Origin of the sequence: Holdemania massiliensis AP2, from assembly GCF_000327285.1 — a bacterium.
GTDB classification, from domain to species: domain Bacteria; phylum Bacillota_I; class Bacilli_A; order Erysipelotrichales; family Erysipelotrichaceae; genus Holdemania; species Holdemania massiliensis.
Map to the genome: position 1 here is coordinate 93795 of NZ_HE998568.1, position 11263 is coordinate 105057.

Genomic DNA, 11263 nt, shown 5'->3' on the forward strand with positions numbered 1-11263 from the left:
GGATCACTCTGCGGGCATCGTTGCAGCTGCAAGAATGCCTTCTTCTATAACGGGAATTCCCGGCTTCCCCTACTCGGATAACCTTTCAGTTCGCTGCTAACAGGGCAGTTGTCCCCGGTGTCTGTGCTGCCTTGCACCTGACGGCAGCTCTCTTGAATCAGACGTTCCAGTTTCTCATTTCCTGATCTATGCATTTGTGTTGATGAATTCAGTTTACCGCAGGTCGGAAAACTTGTCAATTCTTTTTTCATTTTTTCTGAAAATTAATCATCAGGAAGTGATTGTTTCAATCTCGGTTTCAGAAACATGCTGTTCTCCGCGCTTATTCTTATACATCTGATCATCCGCGCGGATCATCGTGGCTTCAATCGACTCTTCCGCTTGCACCCAGGCCACGCCAGCCGCGGCCGCTAAGGAAAACCCAAGCGTCTGGCTGCTTTGCTTCAGCTGATTTTTCAGTTGATTCAGACACGCCGTAGCTTCGGCTTTATCCACATCGCTGAGCAAGACGCAGAATTCATCGCCGCCGACCCGAAATACGCTGTCCGGCTGCCGGCAAAGAAACACCGTCTTCAAAGCCAAGGCGATTTCTCGCAACGCTCTATCTCCCGCCGCATGTCCTAATGTATCATTGACCTGTTTCAAACCGTTCATGTCCAGCTCGATGCAGCAAATCGAAATTCCGTTTTTCCGCAGCCGTTCCAGCTGATTGATCCGTTCCAAATACGCGGCGCGGTTGCCCAGTCCTGTCAGCGCATCGGTATAGGCAATGTGATATATTTTCTGTTCCTGCTGCAGCTGAATGTTCTGTTCTACAATTTTCTGCGTTTTCTGCAGCGAATGCAGCACGACCAGATAAAAAGCAAACGTCAGCAAGCAGACGGCCATAAAGACCGGGACATATTCACGCCGCTGAGCAATCGGCGTCGGATACGCGGCGATAAAGCCCAAGACGAAATAGATCAGCATCGCGGTCACCGCCATCGATGTCCAGCCCCCCTCGACTTGCCGCATCAAAGTTTTTAACAGCTGAAAATAAGGATTGGCAAATACGAGCAGCGCAATAAACAACAACAGCGTCAGACCCAGAAAGAAAATCTCACCCTGAGGAAAGAACAAGCTGAGATATTTACTGAAGGACGCCGTGATTAGCGACAGGGTATCCGCCAGGGCAAACGACAGGAAAAACCGGGCGTCGCGGAAAGCCGAAAACAGCCAGAACAGCACCAGGCTCGGCAGACTCATCGTTAAAAGCGAAGACAGAACCATCGGAAACTGGAAAACGTAGACTGCAATGCCGTAAGCCGTGAAAAAGACAGTGCAGCCGGCTGCCAATTTGAACATTTTCTGCCGTGTTTGATCCTTCAGCGTAATCATTTGGGCAAAGATCAAAAGATTAAAAAACAGGATCATGACGTCTTCTATCATGGCAATCATTCCGCTGACCTCGCTTTCTGTTTTTATTTCTTATTTAGTATAACATAAGAAACTCAGGCTTTCGCCAACAAATACAAAAGCAGTGCCTCTTCCGTTGAAAGAAAAGAAAGACACTGCATCCTTTTAGATATCTGAATGTTATTTCGATCCCCATGATGAGTCCTATACCTTCAACATGACGCGGCAGCGTTGCTGGCCTTGGATCTCGTTTCCAGATCGGCTTGCCTTCATGCCAGCGGGGGATAGTTGCCCGCCGCCGACAAGAGGCGGGGGAATTTTCGCTTATTTCGTTGAATTGCTGTTGGATTTATTCAGTGATCGGCTGGGCGATCAAAAACATCAGATCGCGTTGATTCTCGATGCCCTGACCTTCAAAGAAATCATACATCGTCCAGTTGTAATAAAACCGCTCCGCGCCATACACAGTATATCCGTCCTGATTGTGATCGGTCGTATCGTAAGGATCGGCAACGATCAGCACATCGTCCTGCGTCGTTTCCGTTCCCATATTATCATAGCCGATCACGACCTGCCAATGTCCGCCCCAATCGTTCCAGGCCACCATCACCGGCGTTCCTTCTTTCAACAAGGCTTCAAAACGTTCTAACGGAAAGACATCCCAAAGCTCATCCGCGGAATAATCCAGACTGCTTTCCAGCTCAAAGCCGCCGATCTGGTCAAAGATTGTGATCATGGATTCCATATCCGTAGCGGCCGGCGTCAAACCATTGCTTCGATACTCCGCCAGCGTGCGTTCCGTCTGATCCCCCAGCTGATGATAATAGTTCAGGACCAGTAAAGCGGAAACGACGCCGCAGGACCATTCCGAGGTCTGCTGCATCGTCTGAAACTGCGGCAGAATCGTCAGGGTATCCGTATTCTTCGCGTTGTAGAAATCAACCTGAGCGAAATAAGGTGAATCTGCATGGTCGCCTTCCCGTTCAACCGCATCCGCCCCGGCTTCCGGATCTAAATCATCGCGGTAGGCCAGCTTCATCTGGTCGGTAAAGTTGCCATGCGCGGCATTGGAAACCGCGGGCTGCGGAGTGGCTGAAGGCGTAGGCGCAGCGGCAGGCGCAGCGGAACAGCCCGCAATGAAAAGCAGTGCGCAAAGCACAGAAATTAATTTTTTCATAATATGATGATTCCCCTTTCAAAATAGAAAAACAAAAACAACAGTTCTTTTCGTTTCTTCAATTTTCTTCCGGTACGCTCCATGCGCCGGGACAGAAAGACAAGACGATGGCTTTTGGCCGCTTGGTGATTGCGTGTCACAGAACTTTTTCAAAGCTTAGCTTTGGCATCAACAAGGGTGACCCTGTTTCAATTTCGGCATTTGACCCGGCTGTCCGAGGCCTGTTCTTCGTGGAACATCAGGTCATGCGGCCGGTTGATTATCACCGGCAATGACGTGCTTCTAATCATTCAAAATGAACGGGTGTGATCGTCTTTTCCCCATCCCTCCTTCAAACTCAATCACGGAAAAATTATACCAAAAATTTTTATGAACGCAAGCATAAATTTAATAAAGTGAAATCATTTGTTTAGTGCAGCTAAACTTTTAAATTATTTTTATTCCCTTTTCCTCTTCAGCGCTGATTTTCCCCTGAAAAGCAAACAAAAAGGATTGATCCTTCTTGCTGAAATCAACCCTTCGTGTTGTTCTATTCTGCTGCTTCCGTGCGTTTCATAAGCCAGGTTCTCAAACCCAGCTGCGATATCCCGCACTGAATCTGACCGCTGTTGAGCATTGGATAAAGGCTTTCCGGAGTAAACCAGCGCGCTTCTTCGACTTCCCGTTCATCGATGATCAACTCCGATTCTAGAGCCTTTCCCTCATAGACATAGACCTTTTGATCCGCCATGCCGTTAGAGGGATAAAACTGACAAAGCAGAACCGCATAATTAACATCAATCCCGGTTTCTTCCTTTACCTCACGAACAGCCGCTGCGGCAGGATCTTCACCCGTTTCCACCAAACCTGATGGTATTTCCCAGCCTTCCTGCTGAATCGGATAACGCCAGCTGCGGATCAGCAGCACCTGTCCCTGCGCATTTTCTGCAACAAGCGCGGCGGAAGCCTGAGGATAATGCAGCACGGTATAGGCATGCAGAATCCGGCCGTCCGCATATTCCGCTTCATCCTCATAAACCTCAATCCACGGATTTTTAACTTTGACCTGACGTTTTCGGCAAGTAAGCTTCATCAGCGACGCCCTTTCATCAATACAATTCTATCTGAACAATCTTGCCCAGCTTCTTTAAATTCTCTGCCATCCGCTCGATCATGCGGATTTTGGCCCGCAGGGAGATCGTCGAATACGCCAGCTGGCGGTGCGCCGGATTATCCGAACGGCCAACCATAAACACGATCTTCGTACAATCCTGCAGAAACATCTTGGTTAACAAAATTGCCCCGTCTTCCTGCTTCGTCAACAGAAACTGTTCATAAAACTGCGGAGACTGTGCGCATTCATGCAGATATTCATTGGCCTTCTGCAGCGTCAGGACGCCCTCCGTCACCAAATCCAGTCCTTCGATATACGCCATCGGCGGGACATCCGAGGTCAGTGACAAGAGATTTTCGATCTGAATTTCTTTTCCGGTAATCCGTGCAACAATGTTGGACGTCGTTCCTCCGCAGCAGATTTTCTTTCCGGTTGCGCTTAGCAGCCGGCCCACCACCTTGCGGTCATCCTCCGGATGTTCCGGAGGTCCAACCATTACGCGGGCTTCGGCAGCCGGAACTATTTTGGCGGTAGCGACTGTCGAATCGTCGCCGGGCTTGCCCTGATACAAATCGTTGACGCAGGCCAGTAAAATCCGCGTCACTTCGCGGGCGGGATCTGTCGACCGGCAATATTCCGTCAGATGTTTTTCGACGTCGGCATGGTCCCAGCCAAAGTTTAGAAAGGTTCCGACTCCGGCATGAATAATCCCGTCGGAAAAGACAACGATGAAATCATTCGGTTCTACCTGAAAGCTGCTTTCACGAATCTTCCGTCCTCCGATCATCCGCGTGGTCCGCGGCAGTTCCAGACACTGCCCCCTGCGCATGATGATTGCGGCAGGATTGTCGAATTCGATCAAATACGCAGTTCCATCGTAATAGATCTGAACGATCGTAAAGGTGGAGTAAGCGATTCCCCGCTCCTGGCATTGCGGCAGCGTCGCCGTAATCGTATCGACAGCCTCCTGCAGCGTTGACCCTTCCGCCATCATCTCACAGATAATCGTGCTGGTCAGCGTCGAAAGAATATTCGCTTTTACCCCGCTGCCCAGTCCGTCCGCCAAAACAAGAATGCAGAACTGATCGCAGTAGCGGATCGCCACCTTGTCGCCGCACAGTTCCTCATTCTTTTTGATTAATGAGGAAAACGAGGTTTCCACATGGATTTTTTCCTCAGTCATCTTCATCCATCGCTTTCATTAACCGCGTCAATGCCACCTTCGACTTGGCTGTAGTTTCGCCTAACAGACTGGCAATTTCCTGAACGACCCGCATCTGATCATCAATGACGGTCTGAGCGACTTCCACCGTTTTCATCTGCATCTGACGAATGACCTTTTCCTTGGTTTCTTCCACTGTTAAATCCATTAAGATTAGAATGACATACCGGTGATCCTCAATCGAGATCATCGCATGGTTTAAGATTTTATGATACTGCGGATATTCGCAGCGGTAATACTGCACGCCGACAAAATCCTGAAGCAGTTCATGCAGCCCCTGATCCGGCAGAATCGATTCCACCGGCATGCCGACCGGATCAAATTCCTGCAGGTTCATCATGTTCAGCGCAGCGGGATTGATCTCACGCACGCAGTTATTCTCATCTAAGACAAGAATGCCGTTGGGCGTATTTTCAATGATCAGGTTGGATATCGACTGGGCATGTTCCAGCGCATATGGCAGACATAGCTTCGGATCCGCCTTGCCTTCCAATACAGCGATCGCTTTGGCACGGCAGCTTTCATAACCGCAGGCGCCGCAGTCCAGTTCTTTTTCCTTGGTCGTTTTGCCCATCAGAAACAACATGTCTTTAATTTCTTCTTCCGTATGGACCGACCGCTGAATTGGATCGGCCTGCCAGTCGGCGCGCAGTCTTGGCGGAAGCTGAGCCTGACGCACCTGATCCTGCGGATCCATGTTGCGCCGGATCGCGCTGCGGGCTTTCCATTCACTGTGGTCGACATGACATAACAACGGGCCGCCCAAACAGGATTGTTCACAGGCGGAAAGCTCAAAGAAATAGCCTTCCATGTGTCCCTGGGCAATCGAATTCAACGCATCCTTTACGCGTTCCATGCCTTCGGCGCTGACCCGTTCGTAAACTTCATCCGAGCTGCTTAAGGTACGGATGACCCCACCCGGAGTCGGATACATCCGAACTGTACTGGCTTGAAGATTTTCCCACGGTACCGCTTCAACCATTTCCTGAACCGGAATATCCTTGAGCCAGGCGGAGAGATCCGGCATCGTTAAGACCGCATCAATCGCTCCGGCAAACCGCGGATCCGCCGCTTCCTTCTGCTTGGCGATGCACGGAGAGAGGAAAACAGTCTTATACCCCGGATAACGGACTTTTAAATCAAAGCCATGAGCAATCATCGGAGAAACGACCGGTGCCAGCTGATCGATCAGCTCCGGAAAATTCTTTTCCACATAGGTGACGACCGCCGGACAGCACGTCGACAGAATGTTTTTCATCTGCCGTTGTTCAATCAGCTGCATATAGGCTTCCGAAACCAATCGTGCGCCGACCGCCGTTTCCTCCACTACCGCAAATCCTAGGGCCTGCAGCTGCCGCTTCAGCTGCGGATAATCCGGCCAGACCGAAGCAAACGAAGGAGCAATGCTGAGTGCCAGCGGCTGTCCTTCACAAATCCACTGCCGAACAGCCTCAATATCACTGTGAACCTTTTTCGCGCTGTGTGGACAAATCGCATAGCATTTGCCGCACAGGATACATTCCTCTTCAATAATGGTAGGCTGATGATTCTGATAGGTCATCGCCTTGGTCGGACAGACGCGCACACATCGCAGGCAGTTGCGGCAGTTCGCTTCAGAAAGCTGAATATAGCTCATGCCAAAGCCGCCGTAATTTCCTGCAGGAGCACCTCTTTGACATTATGCAGACCGACGCCCAGCAGCTGCTTGCCGTTCACGCGTAGTCCCAGGCCCTGTGTGCAGACCTGCATGCAGAAGGCTCCTTTGACATTCACCTGGTCTTCCCAGCCCTTTTCTTTGATTAATTCCTGCAGAATCGTTACGACTTCATTGCTGCCCTTGACGTAGCAGGCACTTCCAATACAAACTTCAACAGTGACCATGTCGACTCTCCTTTTCGTTTATTTGCGATGCATCGGCACATCGGTAAAATCAAAGCTTTCCACGGATTCCTCAATCGTCTTCTGATTGCCGATATTCTCTTTTGCCATCCGTCCCTTGGTAATCATCGGCGGTTCGATGACCGCCGGCCCGGCGATGCAGCCGCCCGGACAGGCCATGCCTTCCAAAATATCGCCGGTAAACTTGCCGAACTTCATCAGCGTCAGCTGCTTCTTGCATTCCTGACAGCCATCGGCGTACACGCTGACCGGCGCCTTCATGGCTTTTTCTTTTGCTGCCTGCACGACCGCTTTGCTGACACCGCCGCCCTGGGCAAAGTTGCGTCCAAAGACAGACGGATAGTCTTCTTCATTGGCCTGAACTTCAGAAGGATCAATATGTTTGGCGATCATCATCGCAGCTACTTCTTCAAAGGTCAGAACATAATCCACCGCGGTAAAGGATTCCATGGCTTCCTGTTTTTTCGCTAGGCATGGGCCGATGAAGATCACGCCGTGATCGGGATGATCTTTTTTCAGCTTGCGGGCCAGCGCCATCATCGGTGAAACCACCGTGGACATGTTGTTTTCATAGATTTGCGGGAAGTGCATCTTAGCTAGATTGACAAACGCTGGACAGCACGAGGTCGTCAGCGGTACGCCGACTTCCATTTTTTCTGCCAGCTCGGCTTGTTCCTCCCAGGCTACGGCATCCGCGCCCAAAGCGACTTCGTAGACTTTTTCAAAGCCTAACAGCTCAATGCTTTTTTTGATCTGCGGCAGAGTGGCACTGTCAAACTGCCCCTGAATGGCCGGAGCGATGATCGCATACATCGGCGTTCCCATTTTTAACAAACTGACTACCGGAACGATCCACGACATATCCTCGATTGCGCCGAACGGGCAAGCCGCTTGGCAGGCTCCGCAGTTAATGCATTTGGATTCGTCGATCTGAGCAATCCCATTTTCATCCCAGCGAATCGCATCCACCGGACAATGCTGCGAACAAGGACGTTCTGTGACCACAATCGCATTGTAAGGACAGCCGCGGGCACAGGCCCCGCATTCTTTACATTTCGTATAATCAATCTGGGCACGGTGCAGACCCATGCTGATGGCATCAAATTTACAGGAAGCCAGACAGGCTTTCGCCATGCACTTCCGACAGTTATCCGTAATTTGAATTTTGCGGATGGTACAGCCGTCGCACGCCGCATCAATAACCTGAACAATCTGACGTGGATTGTACGCGGCTCCCTCATCCGCCATCTTCCCGCAGGCCAGCCGTGTACGCTGCCGCAGAATTTCTCTTTCCTTATACACGCAGCAGCGGAATTCCGCTTTGCGCCCGGGAATCAGTTTGCGGCTGATCGCCGCCGCGCTGTCCTCCGTTAAGTTTCCCTCATAAGCCAGCTGTGAAATTTCTTTGAGCACGTCAAACTTAAACTGCCGTGCTTCGTGATTGAACATGGACATCGTTTTCTCCTCCGTTGCTAACAAATTCACATTACCATAGATAGCGAACATTTTCAATTCTCTAACTCTATTTTATTATCGCATATTCTGTATAGGCTTTCAAAATAATTATCAGCGTGATCAAAACACAGTTAAGTTTACTATTTCCTGGGAAATCGTACACGCTTATCCTGTTTGCGAATCCTTCCATTGCTGATATGAAATCTTTACTATGGTATGTTAAACCTAGCTGGCGCTACCATCTTCCTCTTCTGATTTATTTTCAGCAGCAAAAAGATAAAATAAGCTTTTTTCAATCCTCCTTAAAATATGAGGCAGTCAGGGACTGCTGAGCCATGCGTTACCTGCATATCTCAGTGGCAGAGACCACGATCCCCAACGAAAAAAGAACCCGCATTTTTTGCAGGTTCTTCATCTATATCGTTAATCTAATTTATACCGATGAACCGCAGCGGCTGTTTTCCAACATTTCCGCAACTATCACTATGACATCAATTCGATTCCACTGCTGAAACCAAACCTTTTCTCATTTCTTCCTCGCGTTTACCCTTCACACTCACAAAATGGCTGTTTATCTATTCGATGGCTGTTTTGCAAATTTTCAGCAAAATGGGAAGTTGTAAGAAGCATCACACGGATCTGCGATTCATCGCACAACGCCAGCTTACTAGCGGCGGTTTCCTCTCTGTCCAGGTTCCATTCACTTTAACCTCCTTAGAATAAACATCACGTTTATTCTGAAAGCCTCATTCCTCATTTCTTTTCAGCCTTATTGAATATCTAAGAATCTAGGTTCTTTCCTTAACGGACTCTACCGTTCTGATCGGCTGGATGAGGATCCTGCTTCCTCTATTTGAAGATCTCTTTCCTTATCTTCACCTATATTATAGTCAGACTTCTCATAAAAGTAAGCCCTTTCATTTAATTTTTTTTCATGTTATAATAGATTTATTGAGGGCTGTCTTTTACGACAACCCTCTTTTTCTATTCTTCGGTCCTTGTTCAGCAGCTGCCAGTTCCCATTGCAGCTCCATGCCGCCTTGCTCCCATAAGCTTTCATGCCTTTTCATTCCATGATGAAATAGGGTTACATGAGCCTTGCCGCTCAGACTTTCCTGAATCCGTCCCTGCATTTTACCTTGCTTTGGCGATGCCAAGGTGCAAGCCGGGCCGCATTCCAGATCAATCCAGATTTGCCAGGCTCCCTGATGAAAGCGCAGCTGTGCCCAACCGGAACCATCCTGGTGCTGATCGCACTGTAGCGACTGCAGACGGCAGCCGGTATAGGTCGCAAAACGGTGCAGCTGATCCTGCAGCTTCACGACGATCAGACAGCCGTTGAACGTCAGCGGTCCGATGGGGATGCTGGCCAGGGAGAAGAAAAAACAGGAATCCTGAACGCCGCATTGATTTGACTGAAACCATATATACCGCTGTGGAAAAGAAGTTCCGCGATCTTTTTCCAAATAACCTGTCCCTGCGATGGGGACGGTTTTGCCCGCACTGCTGACAACCCCCTCCATACGGTGATGCAAACTGATCACGCCGTGGATGCATTCCATGTTGTTCAGATAAGCAAACGGACCCATAATCGTTGGCATATAACGGGAAAAGGGCAGTGGAGTCAGATCGGTCATCCGCAGCCGAACCTGCAGATCCGGCAGGTTCAGCCTGACCTGCGTTAAAGAAAATTCATTTTCGCCTAAGGTCAAATGAAAAGGCTTCTGGCGCAGAACCACTTCATTCCAGGCAAACTCCGCCCAGATGGAACGGCCGATCAAAGTATCCGTTGTCTGAATAAAAAACGGAGCTTCCTGGCGTTGGGGACTGAAACCGACAATGACTGCCAATGAACACCGCTCATCCCATAAGCGGAAGTACCAGCCTTCAAAATAATTCTTTTTTTCACCCAGGGAATGCAGTCCCATTTCTTCTTTGCGTATTTGTGCAGCCCGCACGGAATCACCTGCTTTCCCTTGCAGTATTTCCAAGTTTCGGTAGGCTTAACCCCTTTTCCTGAATAAAAATCCGAATTTTATCCCGACATCCTCAGCGCCAAGCTGCAGACAGATTGACCTGGATAGTTCAAAACTCAAGATCCGTGCGGATTTGTCTTCATGTGTGTTTAAACATACCGATGCTCCGCCTCACAGTCCATCTGCACCTTCTCAGGCTTTGCAAAGAAAGATTGATTTCAGGCCTTCACACAGCCCAGATGGATCAAAGCTCGGGCAATCCCATCCTGATCTGTAGAGGAAGTAACATAGTCAGCCAGCTGTTTCACTTCATCCACAGCGTTGCCCATGGCCACTGCCGTTCCGGCCAGCTTCAGCATCTCGATATCATTATAATTATCCCCAAAAGCCGCGACTTCGTTGCAAGTGAAGCCTAACTGATCCAGCAGCTCCTGTAAACCCACGGCTTTGTTCATCCCCCGCTGCACAACATCATAGCCATCCTCGCTGTAGCGCAGAAAAACCAGTTCGGGATCTTTGTTAAAGACCGCTTCCACCGCTTTAGGATCAGCATGCACACTAGCGCTTTGCGGCAGATCGAGCTGATGCCGATCCTGGGCCGGACAGTCGATGAAAGGTTCAGAACCAATGTCAGATTCCTTTTGGGGCTGCAGCCAGTCGATTTTTTCCGGATATTGATAAATATAGCAATGATCCAGAAACTTCCAAGCCAGTCCGGCCTGCGTTTGATGACAGAAATCATTGATCCGTTCGACTTGCGTTGGCGTCAGGTCATGATGAACCAAAACTCGTCCCTGGCCATCGGCGACCACAGCGCCGTTCACCGCCAAAATGTAATCCGGATTCAAGGCGTTCAGCGCCGCGCCCAAGCCATAATGCGTCCGCCCGGTCGCAATGACGAAAATCAATCCGTTCTGCTTGGCCTGGGCGATCGCTTTTTGGCATGAAGAAGGAATTTCATGGTTTTTTAGATCATATAACGTACCATCCACATCAAAGACCAGTAGTTTTAACATATTCACTCACTCCCAAGTTTTATTGTACCA

The 11263-nt window shown here is 49.5% G+C and carries 9 protein-coding genes; all 9 read right to left on the minus strand.

All coding sequences use genetic code 11. The annotated features are described in order from the left end of the window. Nucleotides 1-270: 270 nt before the first annotated feature. Complete coding sequence (locus tag BN162_RS17870; protein WP_020224626.1) at nt 271-1437, minus strand: GGDEF domain-containing protein; 1167 nt, start codon at nt 1435-1437, stop codon at nt 271-273. 307 nt (nt 1438-1744) lie between these two features. Next, nucleotides 1745-2572 (minus strand): papain-like cysteine protease family protein, encoded by an 828-nt coding sequence (locus tag BN162_RS08330; RefSeq protein WP_020224627.1) that lies wholly within the window; start codon nt 2570-2572, stop codon nt 1745-1747. A 529-nt stretch (nt 2573-3101) separates the two neighbouring features. Further along, nucleotides 3102-3644: an NUDIX hydrolase gene (locus BN162_RS08335; protein ID WP_020224629.1), complete on the minus strand. Its 543-nt coding sequence runs from the start codon at nt 3642-3644 to the stop codon at nt 3102-3104. A 16-nt stretch (nt 3645-3660) separates the two neighbouring features. Then, the gene (locus BN162_RS08340) at nt 3661-4848 is read right to left on the minus strand and encodes a SpoIIE family protein phosphatase (RefSeq protein ID WP_040451866.1); all 1188 of its coding nucleotides are present in this window, start codon (nt 4846-4848) and stop codon (nt 3661-3663) included. Next, entirely contained in the window at nt 4841-6523 is a 1683-nt protein-coding gene (locus BN162_RS08345; protein ID WP_020224631.1) for a [Fe-Fe] hydrogenase large subunit C-terminal domain-containing protein, read from the minus strand. Before BN162_RS08345 ends, BN162_RS08340 begins: the two co-directional genes overlap by 8 nt. Further along, on the minus strand, nt 6520-6768 hold the full coding sequence (locus BN162_RS08350; RefSeq protein WP_020224632.1) for a (2Fe-2S) ferredoxin domain-containing protein: 249 nt from the start codon (nt 6766-6768) through the stop codon (nt 6520-6522). The genes BN162_RS08345 and BN162_RS08350 overlap by 4 nt, the downstream gene beginning before the upstream one ends. An 18-nt stretch (nt 6769-6786) precedes the next feature. Continuing rightward, nucleotides 6787-8241, minus strand: a complete 1455-nt coding sequence (locus BN162_RS08355) for a 4Fe-4S dicluster domain-containing protein (RefSeq protein ID WP_020224633.1) — start codon at nt 8239-8241, stop codon at nt 6787-6789. A 965-nt stretch (nt 8242-9206) separates the two neighbouring features. Then, nucleotides 9207-10199: a hypothetical protein gene (locus BN162_RS08360; protein ID WP_020224634.1), complete on the minus strand. Its 993-nt coding sequence runs from the start codon at nt 10197-10199 to the stop codon at nt 9207-9209. A gap of 236 nt (nt 10200-10435) precedes the next feature. Further along, entirely contained in the window at nt 10436-11233 is a 798-nt protein-coding gene (locus tag BN162_RS08365; protein ID WP_020224635.1) for a Cof-type HAD-IIB family hydrolase, read from the minus strand. Between the last annotated feature and the right edge of the window lie 30 nt (nt 11234-11263).

What these genes read in the sequence shown, in the direction of transcription:
- BN162_RS08340 (WP_040451866.1), bottom strand. Translation starts at nt 4,848, where the DNA reads ATGACTGAGGAAAAAATCCATGTGGAAACCTCGTTTTCCTCATTAATC.
- BN162_RS08335 (WP_020224629.1), bottom strand. Translation starts at nt 3,644, where the DNA reads ATGAAGCTTACTTGCCGAAAACGTCAGGTCAAAGTTAAAAATCCGTGG.
- BN162_RS08350 (WP_020224632.1), bottom strand. Translation starts at nt 6,768, where the DNA reads ATGGTCACTGTTGAAGTTTGTATTGGAAGTGCCTGCTACGTCAAGGGC.
- BN162_RS08330 (WP_020224627.1), bottom strand. Translation starts at nt 2,572, where the DNA reads ATGAAAAAATTAATTTCTGTGCTTTGCGCACTGCTTTTCATTGCGGGC.
- BN162_RS17870 (WP_020224626.1), bottom strand. Translation starts at nt 1,437, where the DNA reads ATGATTGCCATGATAGAAGACGTCATGATCCTGTTTTTTAATCTTTTG.
- BN162_RS08355 (WP_020224633.1), bottom strand. Translation starts at nt 8,241, where the DNA reads ATGTCCATGTTCAATCACGAAGCACGGCAGTTTAAGTTTGACGTGCTC.
- BN162_RS08345 (WP_020224631.1), bottom strand. Translation starts at nt 6,523, where the DNA reads ATGAGCTATATTCAGCTTTCTGAAGCGAACTGCCGCAACTGCCTGCGA.
- BN162_RS08365 (WP_020224635.1), bottom strand. Translation starts at nt 11,233, where the DNA reads ATGTTAAAACTACTGGTCTTTGATGTGGATGGTACGTTATATGATCTA.